Annotated in this window: 21 protein-coding genes and 1 pseudogene; 4 read left to right on the top strand and 18 right to left on the bottom strand. The window is 66.7% G+C overall.

All coding sequences use genetic code 11. The annotated features are described in order from the left end of the window. Positions 1-17: 17 nt before the first annotated feature. From ACQP1G_RS19320 to ACQP1G_RS19305, 4 genes are read right to left on the bottom strand one after another with little or no spacing between them, the layout of a single operon-like run. A complete protein-coding gene (locus tag ACQP1G_RS19320) occupies positions 18-1,586 on the bottom strand; it encodes an FAD-binding oxidoreductase (protein ID WP_433206133.1) in 1,569 nt (522 codons plus the stop codon). Further along, the gene (locus ACQP1G_RS19315; protein ID WP_433206130.1) at positions 1,583-3,256 is read right to left on the bottom strand and encodes a glycerol-3-phosphate dehydrogenase/oxidase; all 1,674 of its coding nucleotides are present in this window, start codon (positions 3,254-3,256) and stop codon (positions 1,583-1,585) included. The genes ACQP1G_RS19320 and ACQP1G_RS19315 overlap by 4 nt, the downstream gene beginning before the upstream one ends. Continuing rightward, complete coding sequence (locus tag ACQP1G_RS19310) at positions 3,253-4,836, bottom strand: FGGY family carbohydrate kinase (RefSeq protein WP_433206127.1); 1,584 nt, start codon at positions 4,834-4,836, stop codon at positions 3,253-3,255. The genes ACQP1G_RS19315 and ACQP1G_RS19310 overlap by 4 nt, the downstream gene beginning before the upstream one ends. 40 nt (positions 4,837-4,876) lie before the next feature. Next, entirely contained in the window at positions 4,877-6,229 is a 1,353-nt protein-coding gene (locus ACQP1G_RS19305) for an MFS transporter (RefSeq protein ID WP_433208655.1), read from the bottom strand. 275 nt (positions 6,230-6,504) lie between these two features. Here ACQP1G_RS19305 and ACQP1G_RS19300 point away from each other — a divergent pair, with 275 nt between their 5' ends. Next, positions 6,505-6,798 (top strand): putative quinol monooxygenase, encoded by a 294-nt coding sequence (locus tag ACQP1G_RS19300; RefSeq protein ID WP_433206124.1) that lies wholly within the window; start codon positions 6,505-6,507, stop codon positions 6,796-6,798. Positions 6,799-7,026: 228 nt separating this feature from the next. Further along, positions 7,027-7,269: a transposase gene (locus ACQP1G_RS19295; RefSeq protein WP_433208652.1), complete on the top strand. Its 243-nt coding sequence runs from the start codon at positions 7,027-7,029 to the stop codon at positions 7,267-7,269. Here the strand turns inward: ACQP1G_RS19295 and ACQP1G_RS19290 are convergent. Next, positions 7,247-7,342, bottom strand: a pseudogene (locus ACQP1G_RS19290) (hypothetical protein); the annotation flags it as partial. The gene ACQP1G_RS19295 and the pseudogene ACQP1G_RS19290 overlap by 23 nt on opposite strands. A gap of 157 nt (positions 7,343-7,499) precedes the next feature. After that, the gene (locus ACQP1G_RS19285) at positions 7,500-7,877 is read right to left on the bottom strand and encodes a nitroreductase family deazaflavin-dependent oxidoreductase (protein ID WP_433206121.1); all 378 of its coding nucleotides are present in this window, start codon (positions 7,875-7,877) and stop codon (positions 7,500-7,502) included. A gap of 77 nt (positions 7,878-7,954) precedes the next feature. On the opposite strand from ACQP1G_RS19285, the gene ACQP1G_RS19280 reads away from it, so the two are divergent. Beyond that, positions 7,955-8,464, top strand: a complete 510-nt coding sequence (locus ACQP1G_RS19280; protein WP_433208649.1) for an NUDIX hydrolase — start codon at positions 7,955-7,957, stop codon at positions 8,462-8,464. A gap of 213 nt (positions 8,465-8,677) precedes the next feature. Here the strand turns inward: ACQP1G_RS19280 and ACQP1G_RS19275 are convergent, their stop codons facing one another. The 3 genes from ACQP1G_RS19275 to ACQP1G_RS19265 all read right to left on the bottom strand — a co-directional run bounded on the left by ACQP1G_RS19275 (position 8,678) and on the right by ACQP1G_RS19265 (position 11,171). Then, positions 8,678-9,358: a TIGR00266 family protein gene (locus tag ACQP1G_RS19275; RefSeq protein WP_433206118.1), complete on the bottom strand. Its 681-nt coding sequence runs from the start codon at positions 9,356-9,358 to the stop codon at positions 8,678-8,680. Positions 9,359-9,427: 69 nt separating this feature from the next. Then, complete coding sequence (locus ACQP1G_RS19270) at positions 9,428-9,796, bottom strand: arsenate reductase family protein (protein ID WP_433206115.1); 369 nt, start codon at positions 9,794-9,796, stop codon at positions 9,428-9,430. A 283-nt stretch (positions 9,797-10,079) separates the two neighbouring features. Beyond that, positions 10,080-11,171, bottom strand: coding sequence for a saccharopine dehydrogenase family protein (locus tag ACQP1G_RS19265; protein ID WP_433206112.1), 1,092 nt, complete (start codon positions 11,169-11,171; stop codon positions 10,080-10,082). A gap of 141 nt (positions 11,172-11,312) precedes the next feature. On the opposite strand from ACQP1G_RS19265, the gene ACQP1G_RS19260 reads away from it, so the two are divergent. After that, the gene (locus ACQP1G_RS19260) at positions 11,313-12,281 is read left to right on the top strand and encodes an AraC family transcriptional regulator (RefSeq protein ID WP_433206109.1); all 969 of its coding nucleotides are present in this window, start codon (positions 11,313-11,315) and stop codon (positions 12,279-12,281) included. A 60-nt stretch (positions 12,282-12,341) separates the two neighbouring features. On the opposite strand, the gene ACQP1G_RS19255 is transcribed toward ACQP1G_RS19260, so the two are convergent. The 9 genes from ACQP1G_RS19255 to ACQP1G_RS19215 all read right to left on the bottom strand — a co-directional run bounded on the left by ACQP1G_RS19255 (position 12,342) and on the right by ACQP1G_RS19215 (position 22,394). Continuing rightward, positions 12,342-13,877 (bottom strand): glycosyltransferase family 39 protein, encoded by a 1,536-nt coding sequence (locus ACQP1G_RS19255; protein WP_433206106.1) that lies wholly within the window; start codon positions 13,875-13,877, stop codon positions 12,342-12,344. Between the two features lie 98 nt (positions 13,878-13,975). Then, entirely contained in the window at positions 13,976-15,283 is a 1,308-nt protein-coding gene (locus ACQP1G_RS19250) for an aspartate aminotransferase family protein (RefSeq protein ID WP_433206103.1), read from the bottom strand. Beyond that, a complete protein-coding gene (locus tag ACQP1G_RS19245) occupies positions 15,284-16,426 on the bottom strand; it encodes an ABC transporter substrate-binding protein (protein WP_433206100.1) in 1,143 nt (380 codons plus the stop codon). It abuts the gene before it with no gap. After that, positions 16,423-17,199 carry an ABC transporter permease gene (locus ACQP1G_RS19240; RefSeq protein WP_433206097.1) on the bottom strand — a complete coding sequence of 259 codons (777 nt, stop codon included), beginning with the start codon at positions 17,197-17,199 and terminating at the stop codon, positions 16,423-16,425. Before ACQP1G_RS19240 ends, ACQP1G_RS19245 begins: the two co-directional genes overlap by 4 nt. Further along, positions 17,196-18,101: an ABC transporter ATP-binding protein gene (locus tag ACQP1G_RS19235; protein ID WP_433206094.1), complete on the bottom strand. Its 906-nt coding sequence runs from the start codon at positions 18,099-18,101 to the stop codon at positions 17,196-17,198. Before ACQP1G_RS19235 ends, ACQP1G_RS19240 begins: the two co-directional genes overlap by 4 nt. Further along, positions 18,098-18,985, bottom strand: a complete 888-nt coding sequence (locus ACQP1G_RS19230; protein ID WP_433206091.1) for an ABC transporter permease — start codon at positions 18,983-18,985, stop codon at positions 18,098-18,100. Before ACQP1G_RS19230 ends, ACQP1G_RS19235 begins: the two co-directional genes overlap by 4 nt. Positions 18,986-19,031: 46 nt before the next feature. Then, positions 19,032-20,069, bottom strand: a complete 1,038-nt coding sequence (locus tag ACQP1G_RS19225) for a TIGR03842 family LLM class F420-dependent oxidoreductase (protein ID WP_433206088.1) — start codon at positions 20,067-20,069, stop codon at positions 19,032-19,034. A 50-nt stretch (positions 20,070-20,119) separates the two neighbouring features. Beyond that, positions 20,120-21,541, bottom strand: a complete 1,422-nt coding sequence (hydA, locus tag ACQP1G_RS19220; RefSeq protein WP_433206085.1) for a dihydropyrimidinase — start codon at positions 21,539-21,541, stop codon at positions 20,120-20,122. 16 nt (positions 21,542-21,557) lie between these two features. Next, positions 21,558-22,394, bottom strand: a complete 837-nt coding sequence (locus ACQP1G_RS19215; protein WP_433206083.1) for a nitrilase-related carbon-nitrogen hydrolase — start codon at positions 22,392-22,394, stop codon at positions 21,558-21,560. Positions 22,395-22,433 lie beyond the last annotated feature (39 nt).

Here is a 22,433-nt window from a genome sequence, read left to right as displayed (position 1 = left end):
CGGATCCACCTTATGCACTAGCCCTGCGTGGACTTACCGGCGCCGGACCCGAAACGGCTGGGCAGCCCCAGCTTCCCTGGGTTCATGATCCCGGCCGGGTCGAGGGCCTGCTTGACCGCTACCAGCGTGCCGAAGCCGCTGCCCAGCGATGGCTCGACATACGGCGAGCGCAGCAGCCCGATGCCGTGATGGTGGCTGATCGCGGCGCCGTGCCGGATGAGCACCTCGTTGGCGGCGTCCCAGGCGGCCTGGTACCACTCGCGGCGGCGGGGCCGTTCGACCTCGCCGCGTAGCGAGAAGTACAGGCAGGCTCCGTCGGTGTAGGCGTGCGACTGGTGCGCGGACGCGCGCAGCGTTCCGGGGACCGCCTCGATGGCCGCCACCACCTCGTCGTAGACCACGGGCAGGATCGACCACGGCGCGGCGATCTCGCAGGTATCGGCGACGAAACCGGGGCCCTTGGCGAAGCCGTCACCGGACTTGCCGACGAGCATCCGCTCGTCCAGCCAGCGGGCGAGAACCGCCTCACCGTCGAGCGCCACTGACGCCCGTTCGGCGCAGACCTTCTCGACGACGGCCATCGTCGCGTCCACCAGGGCCCGGTCGCCCTCGTCGGCGACGAGCAGCAGGTGAGTGCCGGGCTCGCCGAAGTGGGTGCCGCTCTCGTGCGCGTCGTACAGGCGCAGGACCGCGGGCGTCGCGCCCTGCTGGAGGATCTCCCGGCAGGCGTCCAGTCCTGCGACGAAGGTGCCGAAGCCGTAGGCGAGGCCCACCGCGTAAGAGGGCAGCCGGTGGGTGCGCAGCCGCAGCCGGGTGATCACGCCCAGCGTGCCCTCGGAGCCGATGAACAGCTGGCGCAGGTCCGGGCCGACGGCGGCCCGGGGGTAGGTGCCGAAGCTGGCAGCGGTGCCGTCCGGCAGGACCACCTCGAGCCCGACGACCATGTCCTCGATCTTCCCGTACCGGGTGGACAGCTGGCCGGCGCCGCGGCAGGCCGCCCAGCCGCCGACCGTGGAGATGGCGAAGGCGGACGGCCAATGTCCGGTGGTGGCGCCGTACACCTCCTGCAGTTCCTTCTCGAACAGGTCGCCGAACATACCCGCCTGTACCTCGACGGTCATCGACTCGGCGTCGAAGGAGATGATCTGGTTGAGGCGGCAGACATCCAGCACGACCCCGCCGAATACCGGCAGGGCGGCGCCGAGGACATTGCTGCGGCCGGCCGAGACCGTCAGGGGGATGCCGTGCGCGTGGCAGACCCGGACCACGGCGGCCACCTGCTCCTCGTCGGCCGCCTCGACGATCACCGCATCCGGTGTGGCAGGGGCACCGTCCGTCTCGCCGATGGACGTGCCCGCCCACCAGTCGCGGGTGCGCAGGACCACCTCGTCCCGGTCCGTGTGCACGGCGGCGGCGACCGTGCGTAGTTCGGCGACGACGGCGTCGGGAACCTCGACCACGGCAGTCTGCAAGCTGGCCTTCCCCTGGCCAGGCGGGCAATCAACGGCCCAGCGCGGCGGGGTGGGCGCGCCGACGACGTAGTCCCCCCGATTGAACGGATGCGTGATGGTCTGCCTGCTGATCATGAAAGTCCCTTCATCAGTACAGTCTTCTCGCGGTCGATGCCGGCGATATAGTCGTCGATCTGCCAAGTAACCTCCTCGTCCGGCAGACCCAGCTCCTGCTGGAGCAGCCGGCCGACCTCCGGGGCTGCCTTCACCGACAGGTCACGGGCGAACACCCGCATCCGGGTGCGGCGGGACAACACGTCGTCGACGGTCCGCGCCAACTCGCAGCGAGCCGCGTAGACGACCTCGGCTCGCAGGTAGGCGGAGCCATCGATGATCGGCTCGGCGAGGGAGGGGTCCTCGGTGAACAGCGCAGCGACGAACCTGGCCTCGGTGCCGTACCGCTCTCCCAGATGGGCGCCCAACCCTCCGGTGGCCGAGGTGGCCTCCGCGTCGTAGCCGGCTCCGCCCAGCAGGGGAAGACGCACCGTCCGACAGCGGGCCCTGCGGCCGAGGACCTTCAGCGCCTCGTCGACTACGAGCTCGCCCATGTGGCGGCTGGTGGTGAGCTTGCCGCCGGTGACGGTGACGAGCCCGCGCGCGTCCGTCGAGATCTGGTGGTCGCGGCTCATGTCGAGGGTGGCGCCCTCCTTCTCGCCGACGAGAGGGCGGAGCCCGGCGATCGAGCCGACCACGTCCGAGGGTGTGAGGTCGGCGTCGAACGCGGTGTTGGCCCCGTCGAGGAGGTACTGCATCTCCTCGCCATTGCACAGCACCTCGTCCAGGGAGCCGTCGTAGTCGGTGTCGGTCGTGCCGACCACGACCACGTCCCCCCAGCGGGTGCAGGTCGCGCGACGGGCCCGGCCCGGGACGGGGACGGTCACGGTGCCGTCGACGGGCAACCTGGTCCACGGCACCACGATGTGCACGCCCTTGGCGGGACGGATCCGGGGCCGGTGGCCGGCGTCCGACAGGGCGTCCAGCGTGTCGGACCAGACCCCGGTGGCGTTGATCACGACACCCGCCCGCACGTCGATGTCGCGGCCGTCGACCTCGATGGTCGCGCCCCGCACCCTGCCGCCCTCGCGGAGGAGGCCGCGGCAGGTGGCGCCGTTGAGCACGGTCGCCCCGAAGTGCGCAGCGGTCCGCGCGATGGTCAGGGTCAGGCGCGCGTCGTCGGTACGGCTGTCGTAGTAGAGCAGTCCCCCCTCGAGCCGGTCGGCGCGCAGCCGCGGCGCACGGGCGAGGACCTCGGGCACGCTGAGACGCTGGTGCAGCCTGCCGATGCGCCACCCGCCGGCAAGGTCGTACGTCCAGAGCAGGCCCTCGAAGGCCTTGGCGATGCGCGCGTCGAAGAGGCCGTCCTGAGCGAGCACGGGGAAGACGAACGGCAGTCGCTGCACCAGGTGCGGCGCGTTGCGGCGGAAGCGCTGCCGCTCCAGCAGCGAGCGCCGGACCAGCGGCAGGTTGCCCTGCTCGATGTAGCGCAGGCCACCGTGCACCATCTTGGACGACTTGGAGGAGGTGCCCGATGCGAAGTCGTCCCGTTCCACGAGCGCCACGGTCAGGCCGCGGGTGACGGCGTCCAGTGCGGTGTAGCAGCCGGTCACGCCACCACCGACGACGAGAACGTCTACCGGGCTGGAGGCGAGCCGTTCGATCTGCTCATGGCGGTCGAGGGTCAGTGGCGTTCGGCGGATGGCGCTGCTCGTCTCTGACCTCACCTTGCGTTCGGGAAGCCGGATCACGATGTTGATTCCTCCTGTGAGTCGGGTTCGGGGTCGCGGGAACCGCGCCCCGGCGGCCGGGCGCCGTTGTCGGCGGCGGCCGTGACATGGCGTGTCACCAAATCGCGCCACGCGGCTCGAGCGTCCTGGCGCTCGGCGTCGGACAGTGCGGGTTCGAAGACGGGGCCGGCCGGCAGCCCCGCCACGGCAGCTTCGACGCTCGGCCACAGCCCGACCCGCACACCGCCGAGATAGGCCGTGCCGCGCAGGCTGGCCGTCTCGTGGCCGCGGGCGCGCTGCACCGGCCGGCCGGCCAGGTCGGCCTGGCTGGACATCAGCACGTCGCTGGTGGCGAGCCCGCCGCCGCAGAACAGGTCGGTGACGGGCTGTCCCATCGCCTTCTCCACGCCTTCCAGCAGGTCGCACACCGAGTGCGCGAAGCCTTCGAGGATGCCTCGGGCCAGCTCGGCCCGGGTCGTGGACAGGCTGAGGCCGGTGAGAATTCCAGTGGCCTCCGGCGACCAGTGGGGAGTCCGCAGTCCCGCCAGGGCGGGCAGGAACCTCACCCGGGTCGGGCCGGTGTGCTCGCGGGCGAGTTCTGCCAGCCGGCTCGGCGACTCGAACAGCCCGATCTCCTCGCACAGCCAGCGCATCACAGACCCGGTCGTCGCGGCGTAACCTTCCACGCTGAACACGGATGCGCTCCGGGATCGCCAGCCGACCAGCGTGAGCACGCCGGGCACCTGGCTGCGGTGGGTGGGCGGTCGGTCGCCCGCCACGGAATCGAGGAAGGTGCCCGTTCCGTGGACGCAGGTGGCCTGGCCGGGCCGGTGGGCGCCGAGCGCGATCATGGCCGCGTGCTGGTCGCCCATGACCGACAGGATGGGCAGCGGCACGCCGAGGACCAACGGGTCGGTGACGCCGAAGTCGCCGTCCTCGTCGACGATCCGTGGCAGCACGTCGCGCGGGCAGCCGAGGAACTCCATCCACGGCTTGTGCCAGTCTCCTGTCCGCAGGTCGTAGGCGCCTACCGCCACGGCGTTCGTGGCGGACATGACGTGGCGCGCTCCCCCGGTGAGCTTCCAGACGAGCCAGGTGTCGACCGAGCCGAAGGCCAGCCTGCCCTTGTCATGAGCCCTGCCGACGGCCTCGTTCCGGGTGATCTCCTCCGCCGCCCACAGCAGTGGCGCCCGGGAGCCGACCGGCCGGCCGGTGTGCTCCACGAGGTGCGCGTCCCACTCCGGCTCCCACTCCCGCAGCCGGGACGCATACCGGCGGTCCTGCCACACCACGGCCTGGCTGAGCGGCGATCCGGTCACCGTGTCCCACAGCAGGACGGTGGCGCGCTGGGTGGAGATAGACACACCGGTGACCTCCACACGGTGCGAGGCCGCCCAGTCCAGCGCCGCACGGCAGACCCGGACGGTGTTCACCCAGATCTCCGTCGCGTCCTGTTCGACGCGCAGGTGGTCGGGCGATTTGACCGAGATGGGCAGGTACGCCGGGCCCGCCGTGTCGCCGTCGTCGAGGACGATGGCGGCACGGGTGCCCGTGGTGCCCTCATCGATGCTGAGTACACCGCGGCGGCGCTCCCTGGTCATCTGCGAAGGTCCTTTCGTCGGTCCGGGGCCGTTCAACCGTTCACACCAACACCGGCTGGCGCTGATGGAGGCGGATGGCCTCCTCTTCCAGGTTCACTTCGACGCGGGTCGGGTCCCACTTGATCGCGACGCACACGAGCAGGCCGACCAGCGGCACCACTGACAGGACCATCAGGCTGTTGCCTACCCCGATGCCCGACTGGAGCTGCGGGAACAGGTACAGGCCCGCGACCGATCCGAGGCTGCCGAGCATGCCGGTCACGCCGGTGCCCAGCGTGCGGATGTCGGACCGGTACGACAGCGCCGCGATCGACTTGCCGTTGGGGCCGGGGCCCGCCGAGTGGAAGAAGATGAATATCACCGGCAGCAGCGCAGCGAGGCCGACAGGCAACTGCTTGAAGGTCGCGCCCATGACCAGCAACGCGACGAACACCACGGCGTACCCGGTCATCGAACTGATCCGCAGGCCCAGCCGCCGCCCGGCATAGGCCGACAGGCAGCCGCCGACGATGCCGACCGCGTTGAACGCCATGGCGCCCGCGGTCGCCTTGTCGAACTCCTTGCCGAACAGCTCGAGACTGATCACGGGCAGGTACCAACCCACAGCGAAGTACTGCATGGCCTGGGTGAGGGAGATTGCGGTCGACAGCACGGTCCGGGGGAGGTAGGGCTGGCGGAACAGCACGCCCGCGTCCCGGAACCCGACCTGATGCCCGGCATTCTCGACCTGCCCGGTCTCCAGCGGCCCCTCCTGCGCGGCCAACCCGTACATTCGGCGCAGGTTCGTCACGGACTCCCGCAGCCTGCCCTTGGACGCCAGCCAGGTGGGGCTCTCCACCAGGAAGACCAACTGCAGCACGAACAGGAGCAGCGCGAAGGCGGCCGAGGAGGCGACGGACCAACGCCAAATGTCGGCACCGACGTCGAGCTTGTAGAACACCAGGGTGAGCAGGAGGTTCGTGGTCGTCGCGGTGTACCAGACGCCCTGCCAGAAGTTGAGCCTGCCCTTGAGCGAGGCCGGGGTGTACTCGGCCAGCAGGGCCATCGCCACGGCGAAGTCGATGCCGTACGCGAGGCCCACCAGGCCCCGCCCGGCGAAGACCGTCTGGAAGTCCGAGCCGACCGCGGTCAGCAGCGCGCCGAGCGCGAAAACGACCTTGGTCATCAGCAGCGGCTTGACCCGGCCGATCCGCGCGGCGAGCCAGCCGCCGAATGGGTTGGAGACGATCGCGACAGCTGGGGCCAACGCAGTGAGCACACTGACCTGCGTGGACGACAGGCCCAACTGCTTGACCATCGGTGACAGACCCGCCCCCAGCGCCGCGTTGGAGTACGCATCCAGGAACAGTCCCGCCAGTGCGAGGAACCAGATCCCGTTGGTTCGGCCGCTCATGGCCTTGAGGGTGTCGATGAGGGCAGCAACATCTCCCGCGCTGCGGATGACCGCCGTTCTCGTGTTCGCAGGGCCGTCGTTCATGCCCACCGCCTTTCGGGGGTTGAAACCCTGCCAGCGGTACGAAAACGACTGAAAGCACAGACGGAAGACCACTGACAGGGTGTCTTCGTCTGTGCTGTCGGTTAACGAGACGTTAAGCGGCTACCTCGCGCCATGTCAAGCATCATGCCCAGAGGTGACAAAGTGCGACCTTCCTCATAGAGTCGCCGGCCATGACCTATGTCGTACAAGCCGTGTGGACCGCCCGCGACGGACAGGAGAGCGCAGTCGCCGACATCATTCGGCTCCTCACCCCGCTGTCCCGACAGGAGCCGGGCAACCTTGCGTACCAGGCGCACATCTGCACCGACGACCCGCGACGGTTCATGATCTACGAGGAGTACGTGGACGCCGCGGCCTTCCAGGCGCACCGCACCTCGGATCATTTCCAGGAGCACGTCGTGGGCGACTGCCTTGCCCGCCTGGAGTCCAGGGAAATCACCACCTACACCCCTCTCGCCTCCTGATCCCGCCGTCAGCGACAGGCGAGCACGCGGGATCCGGCTGACGACCAACCGCGGGCATCGACTTCGCCCTGCACGCCGAGACCGCCTATACCGAAGGGGCACACCGATATTCGTCGCGATGCTGCGGCGAGAGCCACTTCGGCCCATCCGCACGGCGACCGGGCCCACTGAGCAGATCGACGACGCCGCGGCCATCGGATCCCCGGCATCGGGCCCGTCGCCGCGATCATGCTGGTCGAGGTCGGGATCGACATGTCTCGGTTCCCCACCGTCGGACACCTGTGTTGCTGGGCGACAGTTCTCTCCGGGCATCACTCATCAGCAGGTAGAACCAAACCCAACGCCGCCACCGGGCACGGCAATCGCCACCTCGCGCGGGTTCTCGGCGAGACCGCGGGTTGTCGCCGGCAACGCCGGGACACAGAACCTCATAAGGTTTGTTGTGCGCCAGCACATCATAACGAGCACTGAGCACCACCCCGGGAAGCGGTTCGAGATGATCCAGGATCACCTGAAAGCTCTTCCGGCAGTGCGGTTCCCGCATGCGCCGTCTGCACCTCGGCGAGACGCTACAGATGCGCCTTCTCCCCCGCATCCAACGACAACGTCCGCGCGAGCGCGCCCGAGGGCACCCACAGCGACACAAACCCCTTGTCCACTGCTGCTGGGACAAGGGGTTTGCGGTGTTCGGGCCGGAGCCGCTACGCGGGACGAGCCTGCAAGTAGTAAGTGGCCGACATCGCCTTCAGCGCCTGCCGGACGACCGGCGGCGCCCACCGCACCGACGGGTCGTTGTGCACCACCGGATCAATGAGCAGGACGACCGTGCGCTTGGTCTCGAGCTCGAAACCGCCTGCGGCCGTGATGTTCTTGACCCAATCTACATCGCGGCCGTAGGTGAGCGCGATGCGGTAGACGCCGTCGCCTTCGAACGCCCACACCGGAGTTCTATAGGGGCGCCCGGATTTTCGTCCTTTGTGGACGACCATGCTCATCGGCGGAACCCGACCGGCCAATCGGCCGAGCATCGGATTGGTGACATGGCGGTTCAATTTCGCCAGTGCTCGCGGAAGCACCATCGGGGGCGGTCCTCTCTCAGGGTGGAGTGCGGTGATCAGGTTACCCTCGACCGGTGTCTGTGCACCCTCACTCGGAGATGATCTCGGTCTATGACGCCGCGGGCCGCGAGATCGGCGCGGCCGACCGGGCCACCGTCTATCGCGACGGGATCTGGCATGCCAGCGCTGGGGTGCTCGTGCGCTCCGGTGACGGGCAACGGATCTATGTGCATCGCCGCACCGAGACCAAGATGGTGTTCGCGGGCATGCACGACTGCCTCGCCGGTGGTGTCGTCGATCCGGGCGAGACCCCGGCGCAGACCGCCGTTCGCGAACTCGCCGAGGAGTTGGGCATCGTCCTGCCCGCCGACGCGCCCCCGCTACCGCTGCGCGCGAGCGCGTCCTGGGACGGCACCTGGCAGGGCACCCCGATGCGTTGTCATCTGTTCGCCTATGAGCTGCGCTACGACGGACCGATCCGCCACCAGCCCGAGGAGATCGCGGACGGCTGGTGGTGGACCGATGCCGAACTGCGCGCGCATCTGGCCGACCCGACGTGGGCATTCGTCCCCGACACCCGCATCCTCACCGATCAACTCCTCGCCTGATACGGCATCGGCCCACCAGGTCGTAGACCTGGTGGGCCGATGAGCCGCGATCCGTCAGGCGGCGCTGCCGCTCATAGCACCCATGACCTGGGTGAAGAGGTTTGCGACGACTTCGAGGAGCTCCATGTACATTCCCTTGCTGGACCCGATATGAAATTTGCATTTTGCACGATCGAGATGTCCAGCAGGTAAGAAGGCCGTGAAGTCCGGCGACTAACCCGAGGACGCCACCGATCCGGCCCAAGCGGCGAAGGCACCCGGATTGCGGGTCTGCAGCAGCACCCGGCCGGGCCCGGTGAAGTCGAAGACGAAGCCCTCGCCCGACTTCAGCGACTGTATCGATCGCCCGGACACCGCGCGTCGGATGGTGAAGTTCATGGCCAGGTCATAGGCGACCACATGCCCGGTGTCGATGGTGATCGGCTCGCCCGGCTGCAGATCGATCACATCGATCGCGCCGAACACACCGACGACCACCTCACCGTCGCCGTGTGCACGCAGTCCGAAACCGCCCTCGCCGCCGAACAGGTTCGCGAAACCACCCCACTTGCCCTCCACCTGCACACCGTGCGAGTTCGCGATCCAGCCGCCGCGGCTGATGAAGAACGGCCGATCTGGCGTGATCTGCAGGTTCAGCATGTCGCCGGGTAGTGCGGGCGCCACATCCACCCAGCCGCCCTGCGGCGGTGCGGTGAAGGTCGAGACGAAGAACGATTCGCCGGCCAGCACCGAGCGCTTCAGCCCGGCGAGGATGCCGCCTTCGGCCTTGGCCTGCAACGAAACTCCCGCCGAATGCGCGACCATGGCGCCGCTCTCGACCCGCATCGGCTCGCCGCCCGCGAGGAAGCACCGAGCGACCGCGGAGGCCGGACTATGACGCAGTTGTACCTTCATATCGCCGACCCTACCGGCTGATTCGCCGCGAAAGGCCCGCCGAATCGACGCGGAAATCGGGGTATCGGATCAGTCCAGCGAACGCAGTGTTTCCTCGTCCCGCGCAACCACCGCGCCACCGTCCGGGGTGAGCACGATCGGGCGCTGGATCAGCTGGGGATGCGTTGCCAACGCCTCGATCCACTTATCTCGATCCGCCGGGGTGCGCCCCCACCCGGACATGCCGAGATCCTTGGCGATCTGCTCACCCGTCCGAGTGATCTCCCATGGTTCGGCCCCGAGCCGCTTCAGCACAGCGCGCAACTCGGCCACGGTCGGCGGATCGTCGAGGTAGCGCCGCACCGTGTACTCGACGCCCGCCTCGTCCAGGTGCGCGGTCGCATTGCGGCTCTTGGTGCACCGCGGGTTGTGCCAGATCTCGGTCTGCCCAGATGTCATGGCTTCCAATTAACCATGAGCGCCGGGTTCCGTCGGCACCGGCCGAACGAACCCGGCGCTGCGGCTCACCCCCGGTCCAGTTCCGCAACGAATGACCGCCCGTCACCGGTCGTGACGGCGAACGTGCGCTGGCTGTCGGGATATCGGCACCCGCGCCATGGCGTGCCCGAGCTCGCCGAGGCAGTGGAGGAAGCGTTCGGTGCACCGGAAGGGTTGATGGCTGGGGCCGAATCGGTGGGTGATCCGATCGCGTGCTGCCGGTGTTATTTCATCTGCCCTGGCGTCATCGGCTGCGGGTGGATCTGTCGGTGCCGTTGTCTGCGGACACTGAGGTCGAGGTCGTCTGGATCGTCCAGCCGAGGCCGTGTTCGGACAACGTCGCAAGGAGGTCGGCGGGATCGAATGCCTGTGCTGGGGTGAGCACTCCGGCGGCAGCATTGCCTGCGGCGAGTCGCCGGGCTGCTTCGACCGCGACGACAGCGGTGGTGCCATAGGTGTCTACGCCGCGGATCACGCCTCGGGTCTGGATGCCGTGGTGGTCGGTCGCGTCGAGAAGGTAGGTGAAATGCTGGACGGCACGGTCGCCGTCGGTCGGGCCTTCGGGAAGACTATCGATCAGCTCTGCGGTGACGGGTGTTGCGAGCCTGGCCTGCAGAGTGGCCTCGACCAGGCTTTCGACATGGTCGACCCGAACATGCCGGGGAATGGTGATGACCTCGCACAGCGGCAGCGCTGCCATCGCCACGGACGCGCCGTCGGGCAGCACGATCGCCTCGTGCCGCGCCGCGACCCCGGTACGCCACAACCCGTCGTGGTAGGTCAGCCCGCCTGCGGTCATCGCGTCGATGGTCGCCAATGCCGAACGCAGCGATCCCCGCGAGGGACCGCCACCACCGGTGATGAGGTGGCTGACCGTGATCTCGGCCAGCGGCCCGGTCTGCTCGGCGACAAGGTGGGCGAGCAGATCCCCCGGCAAGCAGCCGTCATTGGTCGCCGGCACCACCGTGACCCCCGCACGCTCGGCGTCATCGGCGAAGGTGTCGAAAATGCTCTTCACATACGACTGCTCGCCTGCGGTGTCGACATAGTGGACGCGGGCTTCGATCGCTGCAGCCACCACTGCCGCCCCGGATACGGTGAACGGCCCCGCGCAATTGATGACGACATCGCTACCGGTCAAGGCAGCGACCAATGCGGCGTGGTCGTCGGCACCGGCTACCCGGCGGTCGGCATCGGGAATACCGACCTGGACCGCCGCGACATCGAGCCGCTGCTGGTCGCGCCCGACGAGCCGGACCTCCTCATCATGTCGGGACAACTCGGCGAGGATGAGCTTGGCCTGATAGCCGTTGGCGCCATAGACAGCGATGACCATATCGACTCCTGATTCGTACCGGACTGCGCGACTACGCAGCACATAGAACCTAAAACCGATCACATGAGACGTTCAATGCGTTGAAATCTCTCATCAATACGAATTCGTCTGGGCAGCATGAGAAGTTGATAGTGTTGCTGGATGGATCCCCTGTCGGACGTGGTCGCGGCGATGCGCATTGGCGAGCCACATTCGGCACGGGTCACGCATCGTGCACCGTTCGGTTGGCAGTTGCCCGCAGTCGACGCCGCCGGATTCCATGTCGTGCTGGCCGGGACGTGCTGGTTCCTGCCACCCGCCGGCGACCCGATCGTGCTGCGACCAGGTGACATCGTCTTCCTCCCCGGCGGTTGCACCCATGCCCTCGCAGACGACCCGGCCACACCACTACGCCCAGCCACGACGTCGCTGCGCCGGGTGAACCCCGGACAGACCCCATCGGGGGCACCTGCATCCGAAACCCGGCCGGAAACCGTTCTGCTGTGTGGCGCCTACCTGCTCGATCGAAGCCGGTCACACCCGATGCTCGCCGATCTTCCCGAGGTCATTCACCTGCCCGCCCCGACGACGCGCCACACCCCTGCGGGAACAATCGTCGACCTCCTCGACGGTGAACTCATCGGCAATCACCCCGGGCGCGATGCCATGTTGCGCACGCTTCTGGACGCCCTGCTGCTACATATCCTGCGCAACTGGCTCGACGAGCATGCCGACAGCGGCGCCGACGCCGGGTGGTCGGCCGCACTTCGTGACCCAGCCGTCGCGACCGCGCTGTCGGCGATCCACGGCTCGCCCGGACACGGCTGGACCATCGCTGAACTTGCCGATCACGCCGGACTGTCGCGGGCCAGCTTCGCCCGCCGATTCACCACATTGATCGGCCGGCCGCCCATCGCCTACCTCACATGGTGGCGCATGACCCTCGCCGCTGGGCAACTGCGCGACACCGACACCCCGATCTCGATCATCGCCCGACACGCCGGCTATGCATCCGAATTCGCCTTCGCTCATGCGTTCAAGAGCGAATTCGGCTGCCCACCAGGCCGATTCCGAAAGGGTCTTCCTGCTCGCCGCGATCAATGCCGACTTCCGGATCGTGGACGGCGATGAACTGGCGGCGCATCTGCGTCGGATCGTACTGCGCTGGCAATCCGCGCTCGACTGAACCGACTACAGGTGTATCCAGGTCTGCCACACCTCCGACCACGGGTGGCGCAGACCGGTGCAGGTCCACACCGTGACGTTCTGGGTATTGCCCGGATAGCCGATTCGGCTGTCCACCTTGGCGACTGGTGCACAGTTGTCGAAATCCCAGTGTAGGAAGCCGTCGTCGATGCCGACCGCGATAACCGCGGACGCGGTGTCCGTGGGTGTGCCGAAATAACCGAAACCGCGGCTGGGGCTGTAGATCGGGGGCAGGTGGGCGCGGTCGAATTGGTCCAGGGCGCTGGCTTGCCAGTAGGTCTCGGTGACCACGATGGCGTCGGCGCGTTCGGCCGGGGTGAGCGAATCGTAGGCCTTGGTGACGGCGGAACTCAGTTCGGGCCAGCCGAATTCCCCGTAGACGCCGATATTGATGGCGGCCTCAGCGTCGTCGGCGGGCGGTTGGACGTGTGCGGCGTCGCGCCACGGGGTCGACCACAGCAGATAGCCTGTGGCCACGGCGGCGAGCACCGCACCGGCCGCGGCGACCCAGCGGCGCGGGACCGGATCCAGTTGACCCGCGAGTTCGGCGAGACCGACCGCCCCCGCCGCGAGCACCACGCCGTACATTCCGGCCATGTAGTAGATCCGCCCGCCGATCACCATGAAAGTGGCGATGAGTATCAACAGAGTCGCCCCGAGGAACCGATACGGCCGCAGCGAAGCGTGGCGCATCAGCGCCCACACACCGTAGGTCAACAGGACAATGCCGAAGTACCCGGCCAGCAGCAACGCCAGTGGTATGAACATCACCCGCCCGCCGAGAATGCCCTGCTCACCGCTGATCACCTGGCCCATCGACAGCTGTGGCCAATCATGGCGCGCCTGCCAGATCAGCGACGGCACGGTGACCGCCACCACGATCGCCCCACCGAGCCACAGCAATGGCCGCCGCACCAGGTCGCGCGGACCGAAGATCAGCGAAGCCACCGCAACGCTTATCCAGAAGAACGGGATCAACCATTTCACCTGCATATCGACCGCGGTCACCAGGGCCGCGCACAGCAGCAGGCGATCACGGCGGGTCCGGACCCAGCGCACGACCAGCCAGGTGATGATCCCCCAGAGCACGGTGTCGACCGCGTTGGTCGTCAGCAGCTTGCCTTGGAGCAGCAGGAACGGCGAGGTCGCGTAGGCGATCGCGGCGAAGATCTGCGCGCCGCGTCCGCCGCCGAGTTCCCGCGCGATCAGTGCGCACAGCACGACGCCGAGCACGGTCAGCGCCACCACGGGCAGTCGCAGCACCAAGAAATTCCCCGGGGCGATCGTGTCCATCGCACGCGCCAGCATCGGCAGCACCGGCCCCTGATCGGCGTAGCCGAACGAGGGCCGCCGCCCCGCCGCGAGGAAATACAGCTCATCGCCGAAGTAGTCGTACCGACTCGCGGAGAACAGCAGGACCGCGAGCGCCATCGCCGCGACCGCGCCGACGCCCGCCGTCGCCAGCCGGGGACGCGCCTCGGGCGAGGTAGCCACCTTCTGACGATCTTCGATATCGGTCACGCCAGCTCCTGGAGGGAGTTCCGAGGTGTACGCCTCGAATCTAGCGGGAAACGGCCGTCGCGCGGACTACACCGGGGGCGAATCCGCGCCCCCCGGCGTCACGGCACGTATTCGTCGGCGATATCGAGCACCTCGTCGACGATGTCCAATCCGGTGCGCAGCTCATCCGCGGTCGTGGTGAGCGGCGGTGCGATCTGAAAGCGATTACCCGCATTGAACGGCCACAGCCCGCGTTCCTTGGCGGCGGCGGTGACCCGGTTCATCGGTTCGGCAGCCGAACCCGCAGCGCCGAACGGAATCAGCGGTTCCCGGGTATGCGGGTCGCGCACCAGCTCCAGCGCCCAGAAGAATCCGAGACCGCGCGCCTCACCGACACTCGAATGGCGAGATGCCAGATCCGCCAGACCCTTTCCGAGCACATCCGCGCCGACCGAGCGAACATGGTCGAGAATGCCGTCGCATTCGAAGACACCGATCGATGCGACGCCCGCGGCGCAGGCCAAGGGATGACCCGCATAGGTCAGCCCGCCGGGATACACCGTGTTGTCATAACGCTGGGCGATCCGCTCGGCCATCAAGACGCCGCCGAGCGGGACATATCCGGAGTTCACGCCCTTGGCGAAGGTGATGATGTCGGGTGCCACGCCGAAGGCCTGGACCGCGAACCATTCACCGACCCGGCCGAATCCGACCATCACCTCGTCCGCGATATAGACGATGCCGAATTCGTCGCAGAGTGCCCGCACCCCGGCGAGATAACCCGGCGGCGGCACCAGGACACCGTTGGTGCCGACGACCGTCTCCAGGATCAGCCCCGCGATGTGCTGCGGGCCTTCCAGCTCGATGACCTGGCGCAGATGTTTCAGCGCCGCGGCCGTCTCCTCCTCGGGAGTTGTTGTGTCCCACGGCGATCGGTAGGGATACGGCCCGAAGAAGCGAACCACATCGACATTGGTCGGTTCCGCGCCCCAGCGCCGCGGTTCACCGGTCAGGCCGATCGCGACGCCGGTGCCGCCGTGATAGGAGCGATAGGCGGCGAGCATTTTGGTGCGCCCGGTATAGCTGCGCGCCAGTCGTACAGCATGTTCGACGGCCTCCGCGCCACCGGTGGTGAACAGTATCCGGTTCAGCTCGCCGGGTGCTCGTTCGACGATCAGCCGGGCCAGTTCGCTGCGCACCTCGTTGCCGACCGTCGGCGAGATGGTGGTGAGTTTCTGCGCCTGTTCGATGATCGCGGCGACGATATCCGGATGCTGGTGGCCGATATTGACATTCACCAGTTGGGACGAGAAGTCGAGGTAGCGTTTACCGCTCTCCTCCCAGAACCACGAACCCGACGCTCCGACAATCGGGACCGGATTCAGTGTCGCCTGGGCGCTCCAGGGATAGAAGACGTGATCGACCACCTATTTGCCGCCTTCGGTCAGGGTCACCTGCTGCGGCGCGAACCCGGCTCCGGTGACGTCGATGCCACCGGACTTCAGCAGATCCAATGCCTTGGTGACGTATTCGTTGGTGAAGGCGCCCGCGCCGGGATCCTTCTTCAGCACGGTGACGCCCTCCTGGTTCTTGGTCTCCTTCGCGATTTTCACGGTGCGGTCCCATGCGGTCTCATCGATCATGCCGATACCGTTGGGCGAGGGCCAGATCAGCTTGTTGACCTCATTGATCTGCCACTGCTGGTGGGTCGCACCGAGGGTGCTGCCCGCAGCCACCGTGATATCGCGGCACTTGTCGACATTGTCGCGGCAGAACGCCCAGCCCTTCAGCGAGGCCGCGATGAATTTCACGGTCTGGTCCTGGTATTTCGAATCCTTCAGCTTGTCCGAATTCGCCCAGATCGCGTCCTGCAGCATGGCGACGCCCTCATCGTTCCAGTCGATGGTGGCGAAATCGTCTGCGGTGTAGAGCTTTCCGGTCGCCGGATTCTTCGTCTCCAGTAGCTGGGCATACTCGTTGTAGGACATGGCCTGGGCGGCGTTGATATCCTTGGCGAGGAAGGCGTTCATATCGAACTGCTGCTGGACCAGCTTCACATCCTTGGCCGGATCGATGCCTGCCTTCGTCATTCCGGCGAACAGCTCGAATTCATTGCCGTAGCCCCAGTTCCCGACAGTCTTGCCGCGCAGTGCTGCCGGGCCCGCGATATTGTCGGTTTTGAAAGAGACCTGTTTGGTGCCCGAGCGCTGGAAGACCTGGGCCACATCGGTAATGCCCGCACCGGCCTCGCGGGAGGCCAGCGCCTTGGGCACCCAGGCGATCGCGTAATCGGCCTGCCCCTGGGCCAACACCGTCTGCGGCACGATATCCGTACCGCCGTCGAGGATTTCGACGGATAGGCCCTGCTCCTTGTAGAAGCCCTGGTCCACAGCGGCCAGATAACCCGCGAACTGGCCCTGTTTGAACCACTGCAGTTGCAACCGGACCTTTGTCAACCCATCGGCGGTGGTTCCCGAGGTATTGTCGGTGGTGCTGCAGCCGGTCAGCGCGGCCGCCGCCAACGCCACCAGCGCCAGACAAGCACGCAAACGCCTTGTGTTACTTCTCATTTCGATCTCCCAAGGATGTCGCGGAACAGGATGGTCCGGGGTCGGCGAGTCAGTTGTTCGAGGATCAGCACAACGGCGAGGAAGAGCAGGCCGACGATCATGGCGCCCACCACATAGGCCCACGCCCGTGGATAGGCGGTATTCGCTGCGGCCGAGGTGATTCGACTGCCGAGTCCGTTCTGCAGGCCGCCGAAGTATTCGGCGATGATGGCCGCGATCACCGCGCCCGGGGCCGCGATACGCAGTCCGGTGAACAAGTAGGGCAGCGCCGCGGGCAGCCGCACCGTGCGGGTGATCTGCCAACCGCCCGCCGCGTACGAGGTCATCAGATCGGCGTGTACCTGCGGAACCTGGCGCAGACCACGGGCGGTGCTGACGAACATCGGGAAGAACACCACGATGGCGACGACCATGCGGCGCGGGGTGTCGGTGGTGGTCGAGTACATCGAATTCAACAGCGGGGCCAGCGCGACGATCGGCACCGCCGCCGCCGCCGCGGCCAGCGGCGTCAACAGGCCCTCGACCAGCCGGAACCGCACCGCCAGCATGGCCGCGACAATGCCGAGGACGGCGCCGACCAGCAGGCCGATGAGGGCATTGGTACCGGTCGCGGTGGCGGCGTCGACAATGCGGTCGAAGTTCTCGGTGAACTGTTTCGCGATCGCGGTCGGTGCGGGCAGCAGGAACGAGGGCACGCCGGCCACAACGGTCAACACCTGCCACAGCGCCAGACCTCCCACGCCGAACACCACAGGTGGTAGCCAGGTTTTCATCGCATGTCCTGTCCCGCCACGATGATGTCGGTGGCCTCGTGTCCGCCGCGCAGTGCGGTGCGGACGGCGGCGACCGCCTCGAAAAAGGCTTCGCTGGAACGGATATCGTCGCCGCTCACGCCGCCTCGGCCCCAGCCGCCGGTCGGCACGATCTCGCTGATGCGGCCCGGCCGCGGGGACATGACCACCACGCGATCGGACAGGAAGACCGCCTCGGGAATCGAATGCGTCACGAAAACCACTGCCGCACCGGTCTCTCCGGCAATACGCAGCAGTTCGCCCTGCATACGTTCGCGGGTCATCTCGTCCAGTGCGCCGAACGGTTCGTCCATCAGCAGCAGCGAAGGTTTGCGAGCCAATGCCCTGGCGATCGCCACGCGCTGTTGCATGCCGCCGGACAGTTCCGCGGGATAGCGGTGGGCGAAATCGCTGAGACCCGCCATCTCGAGGAGTTCCGCACTGCGAGTACGTCTTTCGGCCTTGGGGACCTTGTGCAGTTCGAGGGGCAGTTCGACATTGGCCTGTACGGTGCGCCAGTCGAGTAGGCCTGCCTGCTGGAAGGCGATGCCGTAGTCCTGGTCGATCCGGGCCTGCCGAGCGGATTTGCCGTGCACGGTCACGCTGCCGCTGGTCGGCTGCTCCAGATCCGCGACGATGCGCAGCAGGGTGGATTTGCCGCAGCCCGATGGACCGATGAGCGAGACGAACTCCCCGGCCAGGACCTTCAGCGAGACATCCACCAGCGCGGTTACCGAACCCGCGTCGAAGATCTTGCCGACCTTCGTGAGGTCGACCGCCGCAACGTCTTCGGCCTTGTCCCCGACCGGAGCCGGATCCGACACCTCGATCTGCTCGTCGCCCGCCTCGGCATCCGTGACGGCCGATTCCGATTTCCCGGTCAACGGGTACCTCCTGACGAGCTGCGCGCCCCGACGGGACGGCTGTAACGACGTAGTGCCACTTCGGCCGAGCCGACGACCGCGGTGACCGCGACACCCAGCAGCGCGGCAGCGAGGACGGCCGCATAGAGCCGGGCCGCATCGCCGGTGGCCTGCTGCGAGAAGACGATGATCTGGCGGCCGATGCCACCCGCCGTTCCGGTCGAGATCTCCGCGACCACCGCACCGATCACCGAGGCCGCCGCGGCCAACCGCAGTGCGGGCAGGAAATGCGGCACCGCGGCAGGAAACCGCAAGTGCACCAACGTCTCCCACCAACTGGCCGAGTAGCTGTGCAGCAACTCCACCGATGCCTTCGACGGCGCCTGCAATCCGCGCAACATGCCGACCGCGATCGGAAAGAACGCCAGATACGACGCGATCACCGCAATGCTCATCCACGGTCGCCACGGTTCACCGGCAATGACGATCTTCCCGCCCCATCCGGCTACCAGGGGCGCCAAGGCGATCAGCGGAACCGTTTGCGAGATAATGATGTAGGGCAGCAGTCCGCGCTCGACGAAGGAGAAGCGCTGCATCACCACGGCCAGCGCGACACCGACGACGGTACCGATCGCCAATGCCAGCAGCGCGAGCCCGAAAGTGAATCCGGCTGTGCGCAAGAGCGTTCCGCCGACCGTACCGGTGCCGTCCTTATCACCCAGCACCGTGATGACCGACCAGACATGCGGAAGCGCACCGTCACTCGTGCGCGGCAGTATCCGCTGATCACCGATGCTGACCCCCCGTTCGGGCACAAAAGCCTTCACAAGCTCCCACACGGCGACGACCAATACGAGGACGCCGACCGTGTACGCGACTTGACGCGCCCGGGCGACCGCACTCATCGATCGCCCTCTGACACGGTCCCCGGCTCCGCCGCCACCGAGGCGATCACTCCGCGCCCGCCGTCGCCGTGACCGGATGCGCCAACCGCGGCAGCACCGACTCCCCGTATGCCTCCAGCGTGGCCGTCTTGGCGTCGTGCTGCAGGTAGACCGCGAACTGATCGACGCCGAGCTTCTCCAGTTCGTGTAGCCGGGCCAGCTGCTCGTCGGGCGTGCCGATCAAGCAGAAGCGGTCCACGATCGCATCCGGCACGAATTCGGCGTGCGTATTGCCCGCCCGGCCGTGCTCGTTGTAGTCATAGCCTCGGCGGCCCGCGATGTAGTCGGTCAGCGCGCTCGGAATATCGCCGTCGGTACCGTATTTCGCGACGATATCAGCGACGTGATTGCCGACCATGCCACCGAACCAACGGCACTGTTCGCGGGCATGCGCCGTCGCGGCGTCGGATCCGTCGGTGACGTAAGCCGGTGCCGCCACACAGATTTTCACCGATCCCGGATCACGACCCGCCTTCTCGGCGGCCGCCCGGACCCGGGCGATCGTCCACGCGGTGATATCCGGATCGGCCAGCTGCAGAATGAATCCGTCCCCGACCTCGCCGGTCAGATCGAGCGCACGCGGCCCATATCCGGCCACCCATACTTCCAGTCGCGAGGCGCTCGCCCACGGGAAGCGCACGACGGTGTCGCCGACCCGGGCGCTGCGGCCATTGCCGAGTTCCCTGATCACCTCTATGGATTCACGCAGTGTCGCCAGGGTGGTCGGCTTGCCGCCGAGGGTGCGGACGGCGGAGTCACCGCGGCCGATACCACAGACGGTGCGGTTGCCGAACATATCGTTGAGCGTCGCGAAGGTCGACGCGGTCACCGTCCAGTCCCTGGTGGCTGGATTGGTGACCATCGGGCCGACGACGACCTTGCGGGTGGCGGCGAGAATTTGGCTGTAGATGACATAGGGTTCCTGCCACAGCAGGTGCGAATCGAAGGTCCACACATGTGAAAAGCCGTGTGTCTCCGCCTGTCTGGCCAGTTCGACCACCCGCGATGCGGGAGGTGTGCATTGCAGCACCACACCGATATCCATGCGGCACTCTCCATTTCGAGTCAAAACGTCGGCCGTTCGAGCCAGATACGTCAGATCAAGTTCTGCGACAATTCGCGGGCGATGAATCGGCCGTGCCCCGCGGTGCCCAGATACGCACCGTCGTCGATGATCACGCGGCCACGGGAGAGCACGGTGTCGACGTGCCCGTCGATCTCGAAGCCCTCCCAGGCCGAGTGGTCCATATTCATGTGGTGGGTCTTGCCGACCCCGATGCTGGTGTGCCCGTTGGGGTCGTAGATCACGATGTCGGCATCGGCACCCGGGCTGATAACACCCTTGCGCGGGTACATCCCGAACATGCGCGCGGGCGTGGTGCAACAGACCTCTACCCAGCGTTCCAGCGAGATCAAGCCGTTGCGCACACCCTGGAACATCAGATCCATCCGGTGTTCGACGCCGCCGATCCCATTGGGAATCTTGCTGAAATCGCCGACGCCGAGCTCTTTCTGGTCCTTCATACAGAACGGACAGTGGTCCGTGCTGACCGATGTAACAGCACCGGTGCGCAGGTAGCGCCACAACTCGTCCTGATGGCCTTCGGCCTTCGACCGCAGCGGCGTCGAACACACCCACTTGGCACCCTCGAAACCCGGTGCGCCCAGCTGCTCTTCGAGCGAGAGGTACAGATACTGCGGACAGGTCTCACCGAAGACGTTCTGCCCGTTACCCCGTGCGGTGACGATCTGTTCCATCGCCTGCTTGGCCGAGACGTGTACGACATACAGCGGGGCACCGGTCAACTGCGCCAACATGATCGCGCGGTGGGTGGCCTCCTCCTCCATCTGCCATGGCCGGGTGAGGCCGTGGTAGTACGGCGAGGTCTCCCCGCGTGCCAGCGCCTGTTCGACCAGCACATCGATGGCAATGCCGTTCTCCGCGTGCATCATCAACAGTGCGCCGAGATCGCCAGCCGATTGCATGGCCCGCAGGATCTGGCCGTCGGTGGAGTAGAAGACACCGGGATAGGCCATGAACAGCTTGAAGCTGGTGACGCCCTCCGCCACCGATTCGCTCATCCCCTTCAGGGATTCGTCGTTCACCTCACCGATGATCTGATGGAACCCGTAGTCGATCGCGCAGTTGCCCGCGGCCTTCTCGTGCCACAGACCGAGCGTGTCCTGCACCCGCTCCCCCGGCTTCTGCACGGCGAAGTCGACGATGGTCGTGGTACCGCCCCACGCGGCCGCGCGGGTGCCGGTCTCGAAGGTGTCCGAGGCCTCGGTACCGCCGAAGGGCAGCTGCATATGGGTGTGCCCGTCCACACCACCGGGGATGACATACTTGCCGGTCGCGTCGATGACCACATCCGCCGACGCGGTGAGATCCGCACCCAATGCGGTAGAACCGGGCTGTACAACGGCGACGATCGTTTCGCCGTCGACGAGCACATCGAGCAATTGCGATCCGGTAGCCGAGACCACCGTGCCGCCGTGAATGAATGTCTTCGTCATATCGATATCACCAGCCTCAGGGAGCCACCAGCGGTCCGTAGGCGTCGGGGCGGCGATCGCGATAGAACGCCCAGCGGTCGCGCACCACCTTGATCAGATCCATATCGAGGTCACGGACCACCAGTTCGGGATCGGTGTCCGAGGCGACGTCTCCGACGAATTTACCTTCCGGATCCACGAAATAGCTGGTTCCGTAGAAATCGTCATCGCCGTACTCCTCGATGCCGATCCGGTTGATAGCGCCGATGAAGTATTCGTTGGCCACCGCCGAGGCCGGTTGCTCCAGCTTCCAGAGGTAACCGGAAAGACCGCGCGAGGTAGCCGAGGGGTTGAAGACGATCTCCGCGCCCGCCAGACCGAGCGCCCGCCAGCCCTCCGGGAAATGCCGGTCGTAACAGATATAGACCCCGACCTTGCCGACCGCGGTATCGAAGACCGGCCAGCCCAGGTTGCCCGGCCGGAAGTAGAACTTCTCCCAGAACCCGTGGACGTGCGGAATGTGGTGTTTGCGGTATTTGCCGAGGTAACTGCCGTCAGCGTCGATCACCGCCGCGGTGTTGTAGAGCAGACCCGGTTGTTCCTGCTCGTACACCGGCAGGATCATCACCATGCCCAATTCCTTGGCCAGGGCGGCGAATCGCTCCGTGGTCGGCCCGGGCACCGATTCCGCGTAGTCGTAGAACTTCGCGTCCTGCAACTGGCAGAAGTACGGGCCGTAGAACAACTCCTGGAAGCAGATCACCTTGGCGCCCTGCGCGGCGGCTTGGCGAGCGTAGTCCTCGTGCGCCTTGATCATGGACTCTTTATCGCCTGTCCAGTTCGTCTGGACGAGCGCGGCTCGAACGATTCCCATGCTTTGTTATACTTCACTGCGAACCAATTCGGTTGTGTT

This window comes from Nocardia sp. CA-107356, from assembly GCF_050946365.1.
Taxonomy (GTDB): Bacteria; Actinomycetota; Actinomycetes; order Mycobacteriales; family Mycobacteriaceae; genus Nocardia.
Note: the sequence above shows the minus strand (reverse complement) of the source record. Positions and strands in the feature narration are given on the sequence as shown.

Coding starts and splice junctions, on each gene's coding strand:
- ACQP1G_RS19320 (WP_433206133.1), bottom strand. CDS start 1,586: ATGATCAGCAGGCAGACCATCACGCATCCGTTCAATCGGGGGGACTAC.
- ACQP1G_RS19215 (WP_433206083.1), bottom strand. CDS start 22,394: ATGGGAATCGTTCGAGCCGCGCTCGTCCAGACGAACTGGACAGGCGAT.
- ACQP1G_RS19265 (WP_433206112.1), bottom strand. CDS start 11,171: ATGGTCATCGCTGTCTATGGCGCCAACGGCTATCAGGCCAAGCTCATC.
- ACQP1G_RS19260 (WP_433206109.1), top strand. CDS start 11,313: ATGGATCCCCTGTCGGACGTGGTCGCGGCGATGCGCATTGGCGAGCCA.
- ACQP1G_RS19225 (WP_433206088.1), bottom strand. CDS start 20,069: ATGGATATCGGTGTGGTGCTGCAATGCACACCTCCCGCATCGCGGGTG.
- ACQP1G_RS19245 (WP_433206100.1), bottom strand. CDS start 16,426: ATGAGAAGTAACACAAGGCGTTTGCGTGCTTGTCTGGCGCTGGTGGCG.
- ACQP1G_RS19275 (WP_433206118.1), bottom strand. CDS start 9,358: ATGAAGGTACAACTGCGTCATAGTCCGGCCTCCGCGGTCGCTCGGTGC.
- ACQP1G_RS19280 (WP_433208649.1), top strand. CDS start 7,955: ATGATCTCGGTCTATGACGCCGCGGGCCGCGAGATCGGCGCGGCCGAC.
- ACQP1G_RS19310 (WP_433206127.1), bottom strand. CDS start 4,836: ATGACCAGGGAGCGCCGCCGCGGTGTACTCAGCATCGATGAGGGCACC.
- ACQP1G_RS19270 (WP_433206115.1), bottom strand. CDS start 9,796: ATGACATCTGGGCAGACCGAGATCTGGCACAACCCGCGGTGCACCAAG.
- ACQP1G_RS19300 (WP_433206124.1), top strand. CDS start 6,505: ATGACCTATGTCGTACAAGCCGTGTGGACCGCCCGCGACGGACAGGAG.
- hydA (WP_433206085.1), bottom strand. CDS start 21,541: ATGACGAAGACATTCATTCACGGCGGCACGGTGGTCTCGGCTACCGGA.
- ACQP1G_RS19305 (WP_433208655.1), bottom strand. CDS start 6,229: ATGAGCGGCCGAACCAACGGGATCTGGTTCCTCGCACTGGCGGGACTG.
- ACQP1G_RS19230 (WP_433206091.1), bottom strand. CDS start 18,985: ATGAGTGCGGTCGCCCGGGCGCGTCAAGTCGCGTACACGGTCGGCGTC.
- ACQP1G_RS19295 (WP_433208652.1), top strand. CDS start 7,027: ATGCTGGTCGAGGTCGGGATCGACATGTCTCGGTTCCCCACCGTCGGA.
- ACQP1G_RS19285 (WP_433206121.1), bottom strand. CDS start 7,877: ATGGTGCTTCCGCGAGCACTGGCGAAATTGAACCGCCATGTCACCAAT.
- ACQP1G_RS19240 (WP_433206097.1), bottom strand. CDS start 17,199: ATGAAAACCTGGCTACCACCTGTGGTGTTCGGCGTGGGAGGTCTGGCG.